18 protein-coding genes are annotated in these 19414 nt (G+C 58.5%); 11 read left to right on the forward strand and 7 right to left on the reverse strand.

Annotation, left to right across the window (positions count from 1 at the left end):
• Positions 1–11 precede the first annotated feature (11 nt).
• The 6 genes from motA to PQV96_RS03080 all read right to left on the reverse strand — a co-directional run bounded on the left by motA (position 12) and on the right by PQV96_RS03080 (position 8822).
• Positions 12–872 (reverse strand): flagellar motor stator protein MotA, encoded by an 861-nt coding sequence (gene motA / locus PQV96_RS03055; RefSeq protein WP_044396637.1) that lies wholly within the window; start codon positions 870–872, stop codon positions 12–14.
• Between the two features lie 160 nt (positions 873–1032).
• Entirely contained in the window at positions 1033–1638 is a 606-nt protein-coding gene (locus tag PQV96_RS03060) for a class I SAM-dependent methyltransferase (RefSeq protein ID WP_273624519.1), read from the reverse strand.
• 8 nt (positions 1639–1646) lie between these two features.
• On the reverse strand, positions 1647–5312 hold the full coding sequence (locus PQV96_RS03065; RefSeq protein WP_273624520.1) for a glycosyltransferase: 3666 nt from the start codon (positions 5310–5312) through the stop codon (positions 1647–1649).
• Positions 5313–5347: 35 nt separating this feature from the next.
• Positions 5348–6223 (reverse strand): flagellin N-terminal helical domain-containing protein, encoded by an 876-nt coding sequence (locus PQV96_RS03070; protein ID WP_273624521.1) that lies wholly within the window; start codon positions 6221–6223, stop codon positions 5348–5350.
• A gap of 165 nt (positions 6224–6388) precedes the next feature.
• Positions 6389–7825: a flagellar filament capping protein FliD gene (gene fliD / locus PQV96_RS03075; protein ID WP_273624522.1), complete on the reverse strand. Its 1437-nt coding sequence runs from the start codon at positions 7823–7825 to the stop codon at positions 6389–6391.
• Between the two features lie 145 nt (positions 7826–7970).
• Positions 7971–8822 (reverse strand): flagellin N-terminal helical domain-containing protein, encoded by an 852-nt coding sequence (locus tag PQV96_RS03080; protein WP_273624523.1) that lies wholly within the window; start codon positions 8820–8822, stop codon positions 7971–7973.
• Positions 8823–9294: 472 nt separating this feature from the next.
• On the opposite strand from PQV96_RS03080, the gene fliS reads away from it, so the two are divergent.
• Together fliS and PQV96_RS03090 are read left to right on the forward strand one after the other, a co-directional pair.
• The gene (fliS, locus tag PQV96_RS03085; RefSeq protein ID WP_198846539.1) at positions 9295–9699 is read left to right on the forward strand and encodes a flagellar export chaperone FliS; all 405 of its coding nucleotides are present in this window, start codon (positions 9295–9297) and stop codon (positions 9697–9699) included.
• Between the two features lie 8 nt (positions 9700–9707).
• Positions 9708–10031: a flagellar protein FliT gene (locus tag PQV96_RS03090; protein ID WP_273624524.1), complete on the forward strand. Its 324-nt coding sequence runs from the start codon at positions 9708–9710 to the stop codon at positions 10029–10031.
• A 105-nt stretch (positions 10032–10136) separates the two neighbouring features.
• Here the strand turns inward: PQV96_RS03090 and fliE are convergent, their stop codons facing one another.
• Positions 10137–10448, reverse strand: a complete 312-nt coding sequence (gene fliE / locus PQV96_RS03095; RefSeq protein ID WP_066692865.1) for a flagellar hook-basal body complex protein FliE — start codon at positions 10446–10448, stop codon at positions 10137–10139.
• Positions 10449–10622: 174 nt separating this feature from the next.
• On the opposite strand from fliE, the gene fliF reads away from it, so the two are divergent.
• The 9 genes from fliF to fliN all read left to right on the forward strand — a co-directional run bounded on the left by fliF (position 10623) and on the right by fliN (position 19403).
• Positions 10623–12308, forward strand: coding sequence for a flagellar basal-body MS-ring/collar protein FliF (fliF, locus tag PQV96_RS03100; RefSeq protein WP_273624525.1), 1686 nt, complete (start codon positions 10623–10625; stop codon positions 12306–12308).
• 29 nt (positions 12309–12337) lie between these two features.
• Positions 12338–13333 carry a flagellar motor switch protein FliG gene (gene fliG, locus PQV96_RS03105; RefSeq protein WP_273624526.1) on the forward strand — a complete coding sequence of 332 codons (996 nt, stop codon included), beginning with the start codon at positions 12338–12340 and terminating at the stop codon, positions 13331–13333.
• The gene (locus PQV96_RS03110) at positions 13317–14060 is read left to right on the forward strand and encodes a FliH/SctL family protein (protein ID WP_207373453.1); all 744 of its coding nucleotides are present in this window, start codon (positions 13317–13319) and stop codon (positions 14058–14060) included. The genes fliG and PQV96_RS03110 overlap by 17 nt, the downstream gene beginning before the upstream one ends.
• Entirely contained in the window at positions 14050–15444 is a 1395-nt protein-coding gene (gene fliI, locus PQV96_RS03115; protein WP_207373437.1) for a flagellar protein export ATPase FliI, read from the forward strand. Before PQV96_RS03110 ends, fliI begins: the two co-directional genes overlap by 11 nt.
• A gap of 20 nt (positions 15445–15464) precedes the next feature.
• Positions 15465–15929 carry a flagellar export protein FliJ gene (gene fliJ, locus PQV96_RS03120; RefSeq protein ID WP_273624527.1) on the forward strand — a complete coding sequence of 155 codons (465 nt, stop codon included), beginning with the start codon at positions 15465–15467 and terminating at the stop codon, positions 15927–15929.
• Positions 15930–15999: 70 nt separating this feature from the next.
• The gene (locus PQV96_RS03125; RefSeq protein ID WP_242638048.1) at positions 16000–17181 is read left to right on the forward strand and encodes a flagellar hook-length control protein FliK; all 1182 of its coding nucleotides are present in this window, start codon (positions 16000–16002) and stop codon (positions 17179–17181) included.
• Positions 17182–17362: 181 nt separating this feature from the next.
• Positions 17363–17944 carry a flagellar basal body-associated FliL family protein gene (locus PQV96_RS03130; protein WP_273624528.1) on the forward strand — a complete coding sequence of 194 codons (582 nt, stop codon included), beginning with the start codon at positions 17363–17365 and terminating at the stop codon, positions 17942–17944.
• An 18-nt stretch (positions 17945–17962) separates the two neighbouring features.
• The gene (gene fliM, locus PQV96_RS03135) at positions 17963–18967 is read left to right on the forward strand and encodes a flagellar motor switch protein FliM (RefSeq protein ID WP_273624529.1); all 1005 of its coding nucleotides are present in this window, start codon (positions 17963–17965) and stop codon (positions 18965–18967) included.
• Positions 18957–19403 carry a flagellar motor switch protein FliN gene (gene fliN / locus PQV96_RS03140; RefSeq protein ID WP_066696581.1) on the forward strand — a complete coding sequence of 149 codons (447 nt, stop codon included), beginning with the start codon at positions 18957–18959 and terminating at the stop codon, positions 19401–19403. The genes fliM and fliN overlap by 11 nt, the downstream gene beginning before the upstream one ends.
• The last annotated feature ends 11 nt before the right edge of the window (positions 19404–19414 follow it).

Consider the following 19414-nt stretch of genomic DNA (forward strand, 5'->3'; position numbering starts at 1 on the left):
GCGCAATCCGGTTACTTCTTGCCCTTCACGTGGCCTTCCAGCTCTGAGAACGTGGGGCGGTCTGTCGAGAACAGCACCTTGCGGCCAAACTCAATCGCTGTGGCCGGGTTGTAGCCCTGCATGCTGGCAAGCAACGTGGATTTGATGCACTGGAATTCCTTGGCGGCATCTTCGGTCTTTTGCTCCAGCAGGCCGCCCAGCGGCTCAACAAAACCGTAGGCCAGCAAGATCCCCAGAAACGTGCCCACCAGCGCCGAGGCGATCATGCCGCCCAGCACTGATGGGGGCTGCCCCACCGAGCCCATGGTGTTCACCACCCCCAGCACCGCAGCCACGATACCAAACGCAGGCAGAGCGCCGGCCAGGCGGGCAATGGCCGCCACCGGGGCATGGGCTTCTGCATGGTGGGTGTCGATTTCGGCGTCCATGAGCGCTTCGATCTCGTGCGAGTTCAGGTTGCCAGACACCATCATGCGCAGGTAGTCGGTGGTGAACTCGATCACATGGTGGTCATTGCCCACCACGGGGTATTTCTTGAAGATTTCGGATTCGTGGGGCGCTTCCACGTCTTTTTCAATCGCCATCAGGCCTTCTTTGCGGGCTTTCTGAAGAATTTCGTACAACATCGCCAGCAGTTCCATGTAGCGTGCCTTGGTGTACTTGCTGCCTTTGAGCGCCTGCGGAATCGCTTTGAGCGTGGCCTTGAGCACCTTGGGCTGGTTGTTGACCACAAACGCGCCCAGGGCACTGCCCCCGATGGTGATCATCTCAAAGGGAAGGGCTTTCAGGATGACCTGGATATTCCCGCCGTGAACGATGTACACGCCGAAGATACAGACCATGCTGACGACGTAGCCGATGATGACGAACATAGGACGGAAGTGCGAGAGTGTGAAGCGGCGCTCTGAATGTAACTTAATGAATAACTGCTTAGTCGTGATGCGGGGGGGTCAACGTTTAATTCCTATGGATGTGGCTTTCCAAGCATTTGGATTTGCCGTGAGATTTTTTAGGGCGCTATTTTGGATGGGTCTATGGGGAGAAAAAATATTTCGCTCCCAGATGCTTGATGCCGTCTTCGGTAAGCGTACTTTTACTGGCAACGGCCCATAAATCAAAATGGTCTGGGCGGCCCAAGGTTCCGACACTGACGAATCCGGAGTTCAGCAACGTGCCACGGAGAACATCTTCGGTAAATCCGCAGCGGTGTGCCATATACAAGTTGCCTTGGGCCATGGGCAGGCGCCAGCCATACAAGATGTCTATGGGCGAAATGGGAATGCCCTGTCCCGTGTGGTAAGCAGGTTCCACTAACTTCCCCTGCGCCACAAGGCTGCAAACGGATTGCAGGTCCGGGCACGTAATGACAGCAAAACCATCAGGTTTCAACACACGCAAAAATTCGCTCAATGCCAGCGGCACCTCATGAGCATATAGATGCTCAATGTTGTGGCTGGAAAAAATCGCATCTACGGATGAGTCAGGAACCCGGGACATGTCTGTCATGGTGCCCACGATATCCGGTTGCACGCTTTCGTCGATATCCAGACGCAGTTCAGTCCACTCATCCGTATTGAACCCACGAGTGGTATTGTTTTTTCGCTGTGCGCCGCAGCCTACATGTAGAAAAGTTTTCATGAATTTTCTCAGTCAAAAATGGCGTGAAACCACGCGTCCACATGGTGCTCGACAAGATAGTGTTGCTGCTGCCAATCATGTAGCGCTTGGCCTTGTGCGCGACGAAAGCCAGGGTCTTTAATCAGGCGGCGCAAGGCAGCGAGCCATGCGCCCTCGTCGTCAGGAACCCGCAGTACGGGTGGGTCCATGGTTTGATAGGGATATACGTCCGAGCACACCACCGGCCAGCCCATTGCTCCGTACTCCAGCAACCGAAGGTTGCTTTTGCACGCGTTGAACAGGTTGTTTTCTAGCGGCGCGATAGCGATGTCGAGGTCCAGGCTGGCCAGTTTGGCTGGATAGTCCTTGTAAGAGACGAAGCCGTGAAACTCTTTGATGTAAGGGCGTAGCTCGTCTGGGCACATGCCCATGAAAACCCAGTCCACCTCATCCGCCAGTGTTTGCACCACGCGCTCCACCAGACGAAGATCGCCCAGGTGCTGAGCGGCGCCAGCCCACCCAACGCGCAGCCGTTCGCGGGGCTGTGGTGTGCGCTGGAGGTGGCCCCAGTATTGCGGATCGAGCGCATTGGGCACGAGACGGATATCCCGGCAATACGGGGCATAGTAGTCGGCCAAGGGCTGGGTAGAAACGATCAGTCGGTCGCTCAACTCCAGCGCCTGCAATGTGCGGGTATGCCCCTCTCGCTGGCCGAAGACATGGTTGGGGTGCGATGCGGGCAAATCCGAAGTGAGATCGTCCATCAGTTGAACGATGAAAGCTTGAGGGTGCGTTTCTCGGATGGCGCGCAGATTGGCAATGTCCTGGTCTGAAATGGAGTGCTGTACCAGGATGCGGTCTGGTTTGAACCGCGCTACGTCCAGAGGGGTCAAGACCCGGCGGTCGGGTTTTCCCGACTTTGGGGGCGCCACCACGCAGGTCTCGGCCATGCTGCGCATTTGCAGTGCGTCTAGCGGTTCGATCACGCGGTACTGCCCCGACCCGCTGGAAATTGGCTGAGCCAGCACCCTGGGCCTGGTTCGGTAGTCCTGGCTCCAGCGGTTCGCCAGGTGCCTGTCCAAGGTATAAGGTTTGCTACCTGAAAGATGCTTGCTGTAGATCGGATGCTGGCCTACGAAGGGCAGCCAACGATTACGTAGTTGGCGCGCCTCTGCCATGGCTGCCTGCGAGAGAGCCAGTGCCTGCGCGGGGTCTCGGCGCACTGCATTCACAGTCATGCCGCCAGCGTGCAAAGCATTGGCCTGGGGCGCCCAGACCAGCCGCCACCCCGACTGCTGCAGACGGTAGCCCAAGTCGGTAACTGACTGAAAGATCGGCGTGCCAACTTCGTCCAGGGCACCTGCCGCTAACACGGCACTGCGGCGCGCCATCCAGCACGAGGCGTGCACGCCGACGACGTCCTGTGCCATTTGCAGTCGGTTGTGGAGTCCGCGCTCCGTCAGGCCCTGGCGTTCCCCCACGTAGTTTTGCAGCAGTGCACCCTCGCCTGCCACATGCGGGCCAGCCATCACCAGGGGGAAGCGATCCTTTTGCAGTACGAGCCGGGGGGCCGCGAGGGCCACCGACTCCTGCGTGAAAAACCGACGCAGCGCAGGCAGAGCCTGTGCGTCCAGCCATTCGATGTCGTCGTCGCACACAACCACCAGCTCGGTGTGGGCTGCGCGCAGCCCCAGGTTGATGCTGCGGGCGTGGTTGTATGCGCCGCCTCCTGTAGGCAGTAGGCGCAAAGGCAACGTGTTGGCATGGGGCCAGCTCTGCACGAATTGCTGCATCGACGGCAGATCATCGTCTTGCACCAGCAGCAGCGCTTCTTCGAAAATGCCAGCCGGGTAATAGCGGATACAAGACTGCAACAGTGCCCGCAGATAGCCCTGCTGCTTGCCTGTCGGAATGATCAACGACAGCGCCGTTCCAGGGTCGGGATATTGAACCGTCCAGCATCCGAGCATGCTGCTGGCGATCAGCTCCGTGCCGGGGTACAGCTGTTGCAACTCCTCCTGGGCGACGCAGAACTCCTGCGCCTCCTGTTGGGTTGTCAGCTGGGGAGCGGAATGGGACAGCACCTGATCCACGTAATGCAGACTAGCAGCTCCGTTGATGGCACTGCTGCGCAGTGCTAGACGGTAGGCCGATGCGAAGCGGGCTGGATCTGGCAACTTCATCCAGTCAGCACAGCGCACCGCCACGACGCCGCCGAGGTAGTTGGTTCCACGCAGCCATTCTAGGTTGGTGCCGCCCGTGAAGTGCGGCAAGTGCTTGTCCGCTGACAGGGCCACGTCGTGCGCCGCGTAAACCATGCGAGCACCGTTATGGTGGTGGGCACAGGCCAATAGTTCTATCAGCGTGTACGGCTCCAGCCGGGTGCCGGCATCCAGCAGGATGACCCATTCATCACCATCGTAGTTCGGCATCGTTGAAGGCCCGGCTTCGCCCGGCCCCATCCACTGCACGTCACTTCCTAACTCCTCTGGAGTAAAAGGTGCTGCCACATCGGCATGGATAACGATACGTCGAGGGGGCAGCCAGCTCTTGCCCAGTTCGTCCATGGTGTCGGCCAAGGTGCTCTGATCGCGGCCATGACTGAAGAGGTGCACTGTGGGTGGCCGCACTTTGCCGGAGTTAACGAGTTCGGCGCAAATGTCGCTGTAAATTTCGGTAGGAGCCGCCTTGACTTTCCAAGCCTCATATGACTTGCAGAGCTGGTCAGTGGCTTGTGCATCAGCACGGGCGGCGCGGCCCTCAGGCGTCGAGGGCAGCAGATCTTCCAGCCTGTGTAGCTGGTGCGCGCTCCACACCAGCTGCGGGGGCAGTACAGCGGCTGCCGCCTGCGTGGTTTCAATCAGGCGGTGCAGCAAAGTGGGCGCGTCCTGCATGAGTGCACACAGCGTCTCCCGCAATGCCTGCGGGCTGTAGTCCCGCGAATCCAGGGGCGTCTGCGGCGTATTCAGGCTCGTACCCCAGGTCTCCAGCGGGTGCTGGGGCAGATTCTGGAGTTGGTGGTCGTTGGCGACATACACCACCTGGCATCCCAAGATGCGAGCCTCCGTGACTATGCTGCCCGCCGCATAGGCAAATAGCACCTCTGCTTCGGCCAGCAACCGCCAGCGCTCCTTAGCGCCCATCCGCTGTTGGGCGAAGGGCGACACGTCTGGCAGGGCCTCGTGTTCAGGCCGCAGTTTGAATTGCGGGCCGGGCAGGTGCCCCGAATACACCAGTGAGCCTGTGCGCTGCACTGTATCCGGCTCACGATCAAGCAGCGCTGTGTCAAACCAGGGCAGGCTGGCCTTGAGAGTGTGGCTCCCAGTGGTGGTGGCAAGGGCCCCGGGCATGCTGAAGTGCAGCCGCGCACACGCGTCCGCAGAGCCGTCGTTTTGCAGTGCGGGTTCGAAGCGCACTTGCAGGCCTGGCAGCATGGGGTCGCCGCCTGCCTGCAGCTGGATGGAAATCGGCGTCAGCCCCGCCATGTGGTGCGCAGCCATTGTCTGGGGCGTGAGGATGGGCGTCCACCACATGCCGTACACCGTGGGAGCAGAAGCCAGGTAAGCGGGGTAGCCCGCCCGGTTGAGCTGGTGGCACAGCATATGAAGCTGCGCCGTGAAGGTCGAGCCCTCATCCAGCCCCTGTGGGGCGTGGATGTAATAAGGCGAGGGATGGGCGGACGAAGACTGTGGCATGTGGCGTTTGTGGAGTGTTTGTGGCCGCCCGGGCATCAGCCCTGCAGCAGCTTAAGCACACTCTGGGGCAGCTGGTTGGCCTGGGCAATCATCGCGGTGCCGGCCTGCTGCAGGATCTGTGTGCGGCTCAGGTTGGCGGTTTCTGCGGCGAAGTCCGCGTCCATGATGCGGCCACGGGCGGCGGACTGGTTCTCGCTGGCCGTGCGCAGGTAGCTGATGGTGTTTTCAAACCGGCTTTGCAGTGCGCCCAAGGAGGCACGGCGGTCATTCACCGCGGAAATTGCATTGTCCAGGGCGCCGATGATGGCGGTGTTGGCGGCTGCGGCTGAGGTTTCCAGGCTAGACGCTGGAGCTGCTGTCCCGCCGGCGCCCATGACGGGGGTGAAAGCAGTGTTACCGTTCAAGCTGATATCGCCGTTTGCAATGGTGATCTGGTTCTCTGCACCAGCATTGGCCCCGACCTGGAATACATAACTAGCAGTCGTGTTCAGGATCTTCTCACCGTTGAACTGGGTGGCATCAAGCATGCGGCCGAGTTCCTTGCCCAATTGGTCATATTCGTTCTTCAGCTTGGCGATATCGCCCGCGGAACCCACAGAGTTGGGCGCGTTGGAGGCCTGCACCGCCAGTTCGCGCATGCGCTGCAGCAGATCGTTCATGCCCGACAGGCCGCCCTCGGCCACTTGCGCCATGGAGATGGCGTCGCCGGCGTTGCGCACGGCCACGTTCATGCCGCGCACCTGGGTGTTCATGCGGTCGGCAATGGCCAGGCCGGCGGCGTCGTCCTTGGCGCTGTTGATGCGCAGGCCCGATGACAGGCGCTGCATGGTGGTGCTCAGGCTGGCGCTGTTGGTGGCGGTGTTGCGCTGGGCGTTGAGAGAAGCAACGTTGGTGTTGATGGTCATGGACATGGAGGGGCTCCTTCAATTTCGAAGAAATAGCTTTCCACTCGGATACATGCGATTAGTCGGCTGCGACCGTGCCTCATGACTTGCCGGGTGTTAAGGGCAATTCTGGTGGGCGCGCCGCAAAAAAAAGCCCCGATGAACGGGGCTTTTCCTGGCTTTTTTGGGTGGTCAGCTTTTATTCCATTGGCTGATTTGTGAGGTCATGAAGGAGTTGAGCGAACTCATGCTGCCCTGCTTGGCGTCCAGGGCCTGGTATTGCTTGAGCATATTTTTCTGGCGTTGCTCCAGGCGAAGGCTCATTGTTTCTTGCTCACTTTGGTTGCGTTTCTTGGCAGCTTCCAGGGCCTTGCTGCGGCCGGTGATGTTGCCTTCGACACCGTTGGCGCCAAATACGAAGTCGCGCATGCGCGTCACAAGGCCGTCAGTGGCTGCATTGCCGGTGCTGGCGGTCAGGGTCTGCTCCAGCTTTGGCAGATCGTTCAGTGCGGCATCCAGCTTGTTTGCGTTGATGCTCAGCGAACCATCGCGTTGCAACTCCAGCCCCACATTGGTGAAGTAGGTGCCTGTGGCGTCGGGCCGTCCAAGCAAGCCGCGCAATGCATTTTGTAGCCCGGTGGCCGTGCTGTCACCTTGCAGGGGCTGTGCTGTCTTGCTGCTCTGGTCGTAGCGTGTCAGATCGGCGAGCAGGGTGTTGATTTTGTTGTAGGCCTGCTGAAAGGCCTCAACTTTGTCGCGCACAGCCTTTTTGTCGGCACTGACGGTGACTTCCACCGGAGTGGTGGTGGTTTTGAGTAGATTGAGCGTGACGCCTGGCACCACATCGGCCACGGTGTTGGTGGCTGATGTGGCCTCAATGCCATTGATGGTGAAGGTGGCGTCACTGGCCGTCACCGTGCGCGACATGATTCCCGCCTGCGCTGCGGAAACGGATGCCTGGTCATAGACCAGCTTGTTCAGGGCGCTGCCCGGCGCGGGGGGCGCAGGGGGGAGGCCATCGTCGAGTACGGACATAGAAAACCCGTTTTCCTGTCCCGTTTTGGTGCCGCGCACCAGCAATTGGTCGCCGTTGGTGCCTTTTACCACCACGGCCGAAACCCCGGCGTTCGCACCGTTGATCTTGCCGGCAACGTCGGCCAGCGTATCGGTGGCTGCGATCGAGATATCCACCTTTGCTCCTGCGGCCGTGAAGCCGGTGCCGACTGCGTCCCAACGCCCTGTTTGCAGGCTGAGTGTTCCTGCGGATCCCATCACGGCGCCGCTTGCGAAGCTGCCAGACGCCAAAGACTGGCTGCTGGCCAGCGCCGTGACCTGAAGGGAAAAGTTGCCAGCCACGGCTGCCGTGGACACCGAGCCGGTGACGGCATCCTTGTCGGTGGTGGCGAACTGCTTGCTCTGCCAAACGGACGAACTCATCAGGCCGTTGGCTGCGTCGTACAGCGCCGACAGGGCGGATTTGACTTGGCCGTAGGAGGAAATCTTGGTATCGAGGCTGCTGGCACTGGTTTGCAGCAGCTGCAGCGGGCGCTTTTCCACGGCCATCATCTGGCTGACGATGGTATTGACATCCAGGCCGCTACCGATGCCGGGAGATGAAATAGAGGCCATGTTTCGCTCCTGTGCCAGGTGAAGTGGTTTGCCGACGGGCTTTGTGGGCCCATCTTACGCCGCGCTATTTGCGTTGAAAAGTGAAAAAGCCGGGTGCTTGTGGGCCCCCGGCTTGGTTCTCAGGCCTGCCTTGCAGGGCTTGCCATCAGCGCAGCAGGGCCAGCACTTGCTGTGGCGCTTGGTTGGCCTGGGCAATCATCGCGGTGCCGGCCTGCTGCAGGACCTGTGTGCGGCTCAGGTTGGCGGTTTCTGCGGCGAAGTCCGCGTCCATGATGCGGCCACGGGCGGCGGACTGGTTCTCGCTGGCCGTGCGCAGGTAGCTGATGGTGTTTTCAAACCGGCTTTGCAGTGCGCCCAAGGATGCGCGGCGGTCATTCACTGTGGAAATCGCAAGATCCAAAGCGGCGATTTGCGCCGTATTGCCGGAGGCGGCGGTTGCCAGCGCCGACGCAGTGCTACCACCGGATGCAACGTTCGTGAACGCAGTAGTCGCATTCAGACTGATGTCGGATGAAGCGATTGTGATTCGATTTTCCGCCCCGTCGTTGGCGCCCACTTGGAACACATAGCTGGCGGTGCTGTTCAGAACACTATCGCCATTGAACTGTGTGGCGCTGAGCATGCGGCTGAGTTCGGCGCCCAGTTGCGTGTATTCGTTATTCAGCTTGGCAATATCGCCCGAGCCATTGGTGGCATTGGAGGCCTGCACTGCAAGTTCGCGCATGCGTTGCAGCATATCGTTCATGCCCGACAGGCCGCCCTCGGCCACTTGCGCCATGGAGATGGCGTCGCCGGCGTTGCGCACGGCCACGTTCATGCCGCGCACCTGGGTGTTCATGCGGTCGGCAATGGCCAGGCCGGCGGCGTCGTCCTTGGCGCTGTTGATGCGCAGGCCCGATGACAGGCGCTGCATGGTGGTGCTCAGGCTGGCGCTGTTGGTGGCGGTGTTGCGCTGGGCGTTGAGAGAAGCAACGTTGGTGTTGATGGTCATGGCCATGGGGAAAGCTCCTTGGAGGAAAGTTTAGCTCTTATCCAGTGCCAGTTGTGCCCTATGCGCATCTGGCAACGAGTCACTCGATGCTCGTTGATGGAGTTTTCGGGTGCTGGGCGGGAAACTTTAGGGTGATCAGATCAAAAAGGCCGGACATGGCAGCGCTTTGGCTGCTTGTTCGTGAGATGGCATGGCCGCTCAAGCGTGGAGAATCGGGTCGGTTTGGGCATGTTTTGTACGATTCAAGCGGACGTGGGCGCTGTGGATAAGGACGGGCTGCAAGGCGTAAAAAGCAGCAACAGCTGCGCGATCGCGAATATTTGCGCCGTCGACCGCCTGAATCCACAGATGCACACGGAGCGTTGAGTCGTGCAAAGGCCTTTTTGCTGTCAGAGTGCTTATTTGCGATGGGAGTCTTAATTTGGGTGCGTACTTGCCGATAACTGGGTCAGCACATCAAGAAATGGAAAGTTTTCACATGTACTCCCATCCCAGCGCCAGAGCATCTGCTGCTTACCGGCAGGTGGACTTGAATTCCCAGGTCATGAGCGCCTCGCCCCACCAGTTGATCGGGCTTCTGTTCACGGAACTGCGAACCTGTCTCCTTGTTGCGAAGGATGCCATCGTGCGTAAAGATGTGACTGCCAAGGTGCGCTTTATCAGCAAGGCTGCTCGCTTGCTGGACGAGGGCCTGATTTCCGGCTTGGATATGCAGGCCGGGGGTGCGCTGGCAGAGAATTTGCACAAACTGTATTCGTACTGCCTTGTGCGTCTAACCCAGGCCAACGCACAGAATGATGCGACCGCGATAGATGAAGTGCTCAATGCGCTGCAGCCCGTGATGGACGGATGGAGCGAGATTGGAAACCAGGTGCACACATGAGTCGGAACATGCCAACAATCATTGATAAAAATGGGCCTGAAATGCTGATTGACTACTACAAAGCCATCGAAGACAGCAGCGCAAAAATGTTGGAAGCTGCGAAACTGAAGGACTGGGATGGTGTGGTGCGCTATGAGGGCGCCTGTGCCGTGCTGATCGAGCAGCTGCGTTTCAAGTCGCAGGAGCACGAGTTGCTGCCTGAGCATCGCCGTGAGAAAACCCGCATCATGCAACGTATCTTGCGCAACGATGCCCAGATTCGTTGCCTCGCTGAGCCTTGGCTTGCCCAGTTTGAGCACTTGTTTGAGGGGCAGCCTCAAATGATGCATTGACGCATCCCCCCTGTGGCGGGGGGATGTGATCTCCAAATAAAAAAGCGCTTGCATTGCAAGCGCTTTTTTATTTGTGCTGCGACGAGAGGGCGGCAACTTGTCTTGTCAGACCTGCATGTTCATGATGTCTGTATAGGCTTGCACCATGCGGTTGCGCACATTCAGAGTCGCTTGGAAGCCAACTTGGGCTTTCTGAATCGCGACCATGGTTTCCTCCAGGCTCACGGAGGGGTTCTCCATCTGGACTTCTCGTTGAAGCGCTGAGGAGTGATTCTGGGCTGCACTTACCGACTGTAGGGCTCCCTTCAGCGCGCTGGAGAAGCCGACTTCATTACCCTCTGCCTGCGGTGTGGCAGCGCGGCGCGCCAGGCCGGCGCCCGACAGGGGGGCGGTGGAACTGGAGATGCGAAGGTCCATGGCAGTGTCCGTAAAGGGATTGAGGTACGCTGTGATCCTATCGAGGGCGCAGCGAGCCATCCTGTGAAATTGATGGACAAATGCGCGGCTTATCTGGTCAACATGATGTGGTGCTCCCCCCAATAATCGGCCCAACGCTAGGTCTCTGCCGAGCCTCTCACATTGGAAAGCAAGATGTCTGCTGTTGCTGAAGTCCCTGTTACACCTCCTTCTGCGAGCCCCAATTGGCTGCAGCGGTTGTCTGCGCTGGACCGTAGTCAGCGCATGCGCCTGGGTGCTGGCATCGCGTTGTTGGTGGTTGCTGCGGTTGCAGCCATGGTGATGGGCCGTCAGCCTGACTACAAAGTACTGTTCTCCAACCTGAGCGACAAGGATGGTGGAGCCATCGTTGCCCAGTTGTCGCAAATGAACGTGCCTTACAAGCACGCGGATGGGGGCGGGGCAATCCTCATCCCCGCCGAGAGGGTGCACGATGTGCGACTGCGGCTTGCTACGCAGGGTTTGCCGCGTGGTTCGGTGACCGGATTTGAGTTGATGGAGACCAACCGGTTTGGGATGACGCAGTTTCAGGAACGGCTCAACTTTCAACGTGGGCTTGAGGGTGAGTTGACGCGCTCCATCCAGGCGCTGTCATCAGTACAGGGGGCGCGGGTGCATCTGGCGCTGCCCAATCAGAACGGTTTTTTCCGGGAGCAGCAAAAACCATCGGCATCGGTTTTGGTGAGTTTGCATCCGGGGCGCATACTGGATCGAGCCCAGTTGGCAGGCATTGTTCACCTGGTTGCTTCCAGCGTCCCAGAGCTTGCCCCTTCGGCGGTCAGTGTGCTGGACGACACAGGAAAGCTGTTGTCTCAGTCTCCCGATGCTTCGGGGGAAGAAGGCATTAATGCTCAACAGCTGTTGTACGTGCAGCAGATCGAGCAGCAGTACGCTCGCCGCATCATGGAGATTTTGGAGCCTGTAGTCGGGCGCAACAATGTCAAGGCCCAGGTCAGCGCAGAGTTGGACTTCAGCCGGACAGAATCGACTTCAGAGCAATTCCGCCCCAACCAGACCCCAGACTCTGGCGCCATTCGTAGCCAGCAGGTGCTTGAGAGCAGTGGTACCGCTAATAAAACAGCAACGGGTGTGCCTGGCGCTGTGGCCAATCAGCCGCCCGCTCCGTCTGCTGCGCCTGTCAATGGAGCCAATCCGGCGCCCACAGCGGGTGGGCAACAGGGGGCCGGGGAAAGCACCAGCAAGCGCGAGTCCACCACCAACTACGAAGTGGACAAGACGGTGAAGGTGACCCGTGGTAATAACTGGGCCATCAAGCGCCTGAGTGCTGCTGTGGTTGTCAACTATCAAGCCCTGGCCGAGGAGAAGGGTGGTGCATCGCCCAAGCCGCTTACCCCTGAGCAGATCGAACAGATGACCGGTTTGGTGCGTGAAACCATTGGCTTCAACAAGGAGCGTGGAGATTCCGTGAATCTGATGAACACGCCTTTCTTGACTTCTGAGGCTCCAGCAGCTGCTGTACCACTGTGGAGGCAGCCTGAGACGATTGAGTTGGCTAAAACCTTTGCTTGGCCTTTGGGTGCCGTGTTGTTTGCCGCTTTGGTTCTGCTGGGATTGGTAAGGCCTGCACTGAAGGGCACTGCCAAACCTGCTGCAGCAGTTCCTGTGGCGGGTGGTCAGCTCAGCGCGCTGGAAGCGGATGAGCCAGATCGGCCTGCACTCCCTGCTCCCACCAAGAAGGATGCGGTTGTGGAGGTCACGCCAGAGCAGCTCCGGCTGGAAGAGGCTCGGGTATTGGCCAAGGCCAATCCAGTGGCTGTGGCTAATATCCTGAAAACTTGGGTGCACGGCGATGCCGCTTGAGGCGCCTGTGACTGAATGGATGATGTCTCATGGATGAAGAAGGTCTGAACGACGCGGCGATTCTGCTGATGTCTCTTGGCGAAGAGGAGGCGGCGGAAGTATTCAAGCATCTTTCTCCTAAAGAAGTGCAGAAACTTGGAGAGACTATCGCGCGCATGAAGTCGGTCTCGCGCGAGAAGGTTGACCGCGTGATTAACCGCTTTTCTGACGCCGCTTCTGCGCAGAGCCTCTTGGTTTCTGACACGGGCGATTACGTGCGTTCTGTGCTCCGCCGTGCCCTTGGGGATGACAAGGCATCGTTGTTGATTGACCGAATCCTGCAAGGTGGAGATGTTTCAGGTATTGAAAGCCTGAAGTGGATGGATCCGTTGTCGGTGGCAGAGTTGCTACGCAATGAGCACCCACAGATCGTTGCTGCCATTCTTGTACATCTTGATTCCGAGCAGGCCGCAGGCATCCTGCAGCAGTTGTCGGACCGTCAGCGCAGTGATGTATTGCTGCGGGTGGCGACGCTGGAAGGTATTCAGCCAACGGCTTTGAAAGATTTGAACGAAGTGCTGTTCAAAGTGCTTGCGGGCGGAGACAAGATCCGCAAGAGCTCTTTGGGCGGTGTCAAGGCGGCCGCAGAAATCATCAATTTGCTGGGCGGCAACATGGATGCCGTGGTGCTCGAGTCCATCCGTGGGTACGACCCCGACCTGGCCCAGAAGATCATGGACAAGATGTTTGTCTTCGAGGACATCCTCAAGCTGGATGACAAATCCATCCAGATCGTGCTCAAGGAAGTCGCTTCCGAAACCCTTATTGTTGCGCTCAAGGGAGCAGTGCCGGAATTGCGCGAAAAATTCCTCTCCAATATGTCTTCCCGCGCGGCCGAGGCCTTACGTGAGGATCTCGAGTCGCGTGGCCCCATGCGTCTCTCGGAAGTGGAAGCACAGCAGAAGGAAATTCTCAAGACAGTGCGTCGTCTCTCGGACGAAGGCCAGATTGTGATTGGCGGTGGTGGTGATGATGCCTTCGTCTAATCATCGAAATTACTCACGCTTCATCCCCAGTGAGGAGGTGGGCGCTGTCACGCAATGGAAGTTCGGTGCGGTGGATGGCTCCGACCTGCTGCCACCAGAGCCTGAGCCAGAACCTGTGGCCTTGCCCGAAGAGCCGGCGTTTGATGAGGCGGCGCAGTTAGCCTTGGTTCAACAAGCCTGCGATGACGCTTACGCCAAGGGCTTTGCTCAGGGCCAGGCGGAGACTGCTCTGGAGTGGCAGCGTCGCATGGACGACTATGTCGCCCAGCAAGGCCAGGAATTGGCCCAAAGCCTGCTGGCTGTATCCCGGTCGATGGAGTCCTCCATGGCTGGCATGCAGCAGCAAATGGCTCAGGATGTGTTGGCTCTTGCGTGCGATATTGCTCGTCAGGTCGTTCGCCAGGAGCTCTCTTGCAACCCGCAGGTCCTTTTGCCTGCGGTGCGAGAGGCTGTTTCCATGCTGATTGCAGAAGGTCGCCCGGCCGTGGTGCGGCTCAATCCTGCAGACTTGGCCGTAGTTCAGGAGCCATTGCAAGCTATGACCGAAAGCGCCTCCGTTCAGTGGCTCCCCGACGCAGCAGTTCCATCGGGAGACTGCTTGGTTGAGTCTGGCGGAACAGTGGTGGATGCATCGGTATCGAAGCGTTGGGAGAGGGCTGTGGCGGCGCTGGGGTTGCAGAGCCCCTGGCAAGAGGCAAAACCAGAGGACGATAGCCATGGCGATTGAGCCTGCTTCTTCCTGGGAGCGCTTCATGAGCGATGCTCGTGAGCGTGTCTCTGCCGGCGTGCCTCTGGAGACCCGCGGCACCTTGACGCGCCTGACGGGCTTGGTATTGGAGGCAGCAGGGATTCGGGTACCCGTGGGCTCGCAGTGCATGGTTCAGATGCCTGGACATACCCCAGTGCTGGCAGAAGTCGTAGGTTTCTCTGCTGACAAGGCATTTTTGATGCCCGCTGGTGACATTCATGGTCTGTCCAGCGGCGCCAGCGTGACGCCTGCCGCGCCCTACATTCCGCCCCCTCGGCTAGGGGAGGTCGCCAAGCCAGTAGCACGCGCAGGTGTCCTGCGCTTGCCGATGGGCGATGGGTTGCTGGGCCGTGTGGTGGATGCACAGGGGCTTCCGCTGGATCATGCGGGGCCCGTGCAGGATGTGGTGGCGGAACCCATGGATCGTCGTCAGATCAATGCCATGGATCGCGATCCTGTACGGGAGCCTTTGGACACTGGCGTTCGTGCGATCAACGCGTTGTTGACGGTAGGGCGTGGTCAGCGTCTGGGCCTGTTCGCGGGCTCTGGGGTTGGCAAGAGCGTATTGCTTGGAATGATGGCCCGTTACACCCGTGCGGATGTGATCGTGGTGGGACTCATTGGCGAGCGGGGGCGCGAGGTTAAAGAATTTGTCGAAGATATTTTGGGTGAAGATGGTCGTGCCCGCTCAGTCGTGGTTGCCGCCCCCGCTGATGCGCCGCCTTTGCTGCGCATGCAAGGTGCGGCTTACGCCACTGCGGTGGCTGAGCATTTCAGGGACAAAGGCAAGCATGTGCTGCTGCTGATGGATTCGCTGACCCGCTACGCCATGGCGCAGCGAGAAATTGCGCTGGCCATTGGTGAGCCGCCAGCCACCAAAGGCTATCCCCCATCTTGTTTTGCGAAGTTGCCTCAATTGGTCGAGCGCAGTGGCAACGGGCTGCATGGAGTGGGATCGATTACAGCGTTTTATACCGTGCTGTCTGAAGGCGATGACCAGCAAGATCCGATTGCAGACTCAGCGCGCGCCATTCTCGATGGACACATCGTTTTATCCAGGGCGCTCGCGGAGTCAGGTCATTTCCCGGCGATTGATATCGAGCAGTCGGCATCCCGTGTGATGCACAACGTGGTGTCGCGTGAGCATTTCGATCTAGCGCGTCGCTTTCGCGCCGTCTACTCGCGCTATCAGAAAAGTCGTGATCTGGTGCAAGTGGGAGCCTACATGAGCGGCTCTGACCCTGCATTGGACGAAGCCATTCGCCTTCAGCCACAGATGGCAGCGTGCCTGCAGCAAGACATGTTTGACGCTGCTTCTATGGATCAGAGCGTTGCGGCCATTGCGGCAGTACTTGAGAGTTAGCTTTCAGAAAGAGATACGCGATGTCTGTGCTGAAAGCGTTGATGGTTGCTGTGAGTGTTGCGGAGCGCAAGCGCGATGAGGCGCGCCAAGTTCTCCAAAACGCACAAGCTGCGTGTCAGGCCGCGCAGGGACAGCTGTCTCAGTTGGAAGGCTATGCAGAAGAAATACAAGAGCGTTGGGGCGCTAAAGAGGGCGCGAGCCTTAAGCCGGAAGTGATGTATCACCATCACCAATTTATGGGGCGACTTGGGCACGCAGCTGGATTGCAGTCTGGTGTGGTGGCAGACCATATGCAGCGCATCGAGGCAGCTTCACGCCAAGTGCTGGCCGCCGAATTGCGGCTGGCGAGCCTGCGAAAAGTGTTGGAAGCGCGTCGCAAAGAGATCGAACTGCAGCAAGCGCGGCGTGACCAGAAGCAGACAGACGAGCGCGCGGCGATCAAGTACCACAGTAATGCGATTGGACCTTCGGGTCAGGAGGGTTGAAATGGAACAGTCTCGAGTTGGAAGCTCTCACTCACCACAAGGGGGGAGCGCGCCAGTGCGTGGGAAGACGATGGCCAAACCTTCCGACGAAGCGGCTCAAGAGGCCGCCGGACAAGGGGGTTTTTTGGCGCTGATGGCTGCACTGGAGCAAAGCCCAGAAGCTGATGAACGCTTGGATCTTCAGCCGGAGGACGCTGGCTTGGTGGCCATTCAGGGAACAGACCCTGGGATGCTCATGCAAATGCAAGGAGTAGCGGCAGGTAGCCTTTTGGGCGCTAAGTCACTACCGACAGAAGGTGGGGGTGCAGGGCTTTCTTGGAATATGGATCTTCCAGATGGCGGTTTGGTTGCTCAAACCACTGCGCTGGACAGGCTTGGCGATGTCAAGGACGGGGACCTCGCTGCATCTGCTCTTAGCCTGGGGAGGCCCGTCGGCACTCGTGCAACTGCGGCGTTGGCGCAGCGGGGTGAGCCTTTGAGTGCAAGTGCAAGCGTGCTGATGACCAAGGGGTTGTCAAGTGACCTTGCCAAAACTCTCGCAAGTGCTACAGATGGCTTGTCTGTTGCCTTGGCTACTTCATCTGTGGCTTCACTGCGAGAGGCGGGAGGGCTTTCGGCTGTTGGGGTGCACGCAGCGGGTAGTTCTCCCACGTTCTTGGGATTGATGGAGGGAGAGGACACTTCCGTCCTGAACGGGCAGGTTCTTCCTCTGGTACCTGAACGTGGGAGCGAACCCGCGCGGCTGTCGGATTTGGGTAGTAGCGGCGCTGGTAATGAAGGCGCTCAGGATGGAGCTCAAGTCGAGGTTCCGTTACCTGCCGGGGAGGCAGCTTCCTTTGACGCGATGCCTCCCTTCGCTGCAGAGGATGCGCTAGCAGAGCAAGTCACATACTGGGTGAACCAGAAGGTGCAGAGCGCAGAAATGACGCTTTCCAGGGATGGGCAGCCTGTAGAAGTCTCCGTCACGCTCTCGGGCAACGAGGCCCAGGTCGCGTTCCGCAGCGACCAGGAGCAGACACGGCAGCTGCTGGACGCCAGCATGGCGCAATTGAGTGAGATGTTGCGCGGCCAGGGCTTGGTACTGTCAGGTGCAAGCGTGGGCACGTCTGCACGTGATGGACGCTCCAGTGGTGAGCCGTCTCAGGGGCGTGCCCCAAAGGCGGGGCAGACCACGGTGGTTGCTGCTGAAGGTATTTCGGTGCGAGCCAATCACATCCAAACTGGGCGCGGTGCGATTGATGTCTTTGTGTGATGGCTTCCTGTAGCTCATCCAGACCGGCGAGTCATGGGCAGATGAGGTGTTGTACAGCCATGTGTTTGGGCTTTTATTCTGGCTATTATCGGTCGCCTGATCATCCGACAATTTAAGTGAGTAGCCTGCCATCGTAACAACGTGCATGGTTGGCTCACCCCACACAGCAAGGAATCGCCCCGTGTCTGCCAACGCCCCAGCCGCTCCGGCCAAGGAGAAACCCAAAAGCAAGAAGATGATGATCATCATCATTGTGGTGGTTGCCTTGCTTGTGGTGGCAGGTGGTGCTGCCGCCTGGTTGTTGTCTAGCCGGTCCCACCCGAAGGACGAAGAGGCTGAGGAACCTGTTGCGACCAAGGAGACTGCCAAAACGCCTCCGACGTTTCTTCCTATCGAGAATATGGTGGTAAATCTTGCTGACCCAGGAGGTGAGCGTTTTGCCCAGATTGGCATTACCTTGGAGGTGGCCGACGCCAAAACTGCGGATTTGGTCAAGCAATATATGCCCTCTATTCGCAGCGGCATATTGATGCTGGCATCCCAGCGCACCTCTGAGGAGTTGCTTCAGCGAGAGGGCAAAGAAAAACTTGCGCGTGACATTCATCGAGAAGTGTCCAAGCCGTTGGGATTTACAGTGCCTACTCCTAAGAAGCGTACCGCGGGAGATTCCGAGGACGAAGAGGCAGAGGACCGCGCTGCTCGTATCTGGGCAGAAAAAAATCCGGTGAAACGTGTGCTCTTTTCAAACTTCATCATTCAGTGACACGCCTAGGAGTCATGTATGAGTGATTCATTTCTGTCGCAAGAAGAAGTTGATGCACTTCTTGAAGGTGTCACTGGTGAAAGCCAGAAATCCGTAGAAGAAGTTGCAGAGGCTGGATCTGTTCGAAATTACGACATTTCCAGCCAAAAGCGTATCGTTCGTGGGCGCATGCCCACGATGGAAATCGTGAACGAACGTTTTGCACGCAATTTTCGCATCGGGCTTTTCAACTTCATCCGCAGAAGCCCTGAAATTTCTGTCGGGACGGTGTCGGTGCAGCGCTACAGCGCGTTCTTGCGTGAGCTGGCGGTTCCCACAAACTTCAATATTGTTGCCATCAGGCCTCTGCGCGGTAGCGGTCTAATCGTCTGCGAGCCCTCGCTGGTTTTTGGGATCATTGACACGCTATACGGTGGAGTGGGAAAGTTTCAGACTCGTATTGAGGGCCGTGATTTTTCGCCCACGGAACAACGTGTGATCAACCGCTTGGTTGATGTCATTTGCGTCGAATACAAAAAGGCGTGGCATGGTATTTATCCATTGGAACTGGAGTACCAGCGGTCTGAAATGCAGCCGCAGTTTGCCAATATCGCCACGCCCAGTGAGATTGTCGTTTCGACGGCTTTTCAATTGGAAATTGGCGATCTTTCAGGCGCCATCCACGTTTGCATGCCGTACGCAACGCTGGAGCCGATCCGGGATGTGCTTTATTCATCTACCCAAGGTGACTCCATCGAAGTGGATCGCCGTTGGGTTCGAGTGCTGACCCGGGAAATCCAAGCTGCCGAAGTGGTGCTGGTGGCAGAGTTGGCCAAGGCTGATGCCACCGTGGAGCAATTGCTGGCCATGAAGCCCGGAGATTTCATTGAGTTGGATCGCGAGCCTCGCATCAAGGCATCGATCGGCGGTGTTCCTATTTTTGAATGTCAGTATGGGACGCACAACTCGAAATATGCAATTCGCATCGAAGAATGTCTGCGTAATGCGGATATGAGCTGGCTTGGAGAAAAAGATGTCAACTGAAGAAAACAACAATGACAATAATGCCGCCGACGCCGCAGACGATCCGTTTGCGGGGTGGGCCGAAGCGCTTGAGGAACAAAAGCGCGACAACGCACCAGGAGATGCTGAGCAGGGCGGACCGTTGTCTGGTGAACCCGTGCGTCCTTTCTCCAGCAGCAACGATGCCCCGGTCAACGACATCAATATGGTGTTGGACATTCCTGTTCAGCTCTCTGTGGAGTTGGGACGTACCAAAGTCCCCATCAAGTACATCTTGCAGCTCGCCCAGGGGTCCGTTGTGGAGCTGGACGCTCTCGCCGGTGAGCCGATGGATGTGCTGGTCAACGGGTACTTGATTGCCCAGGGTGAAGTCGTGGTGGTGAATGACAAGTTTGGTATTCGTCTCACCGATGTGGTGACCCCTTCAGAGCGGCTGAGGCGAGCTAGCCGTGGATAGCCCAAATATGG

Source organism: Acidovorax temperans (assembly GCF_028596105.1).
Classification (GTDB): domain Bacteria; phylum Pseudomonadota; class Gammaproteobacteria; order Burkholderiales; family Burkholderiaceae_C; genus Acidovorax; species Acidovorax temperans.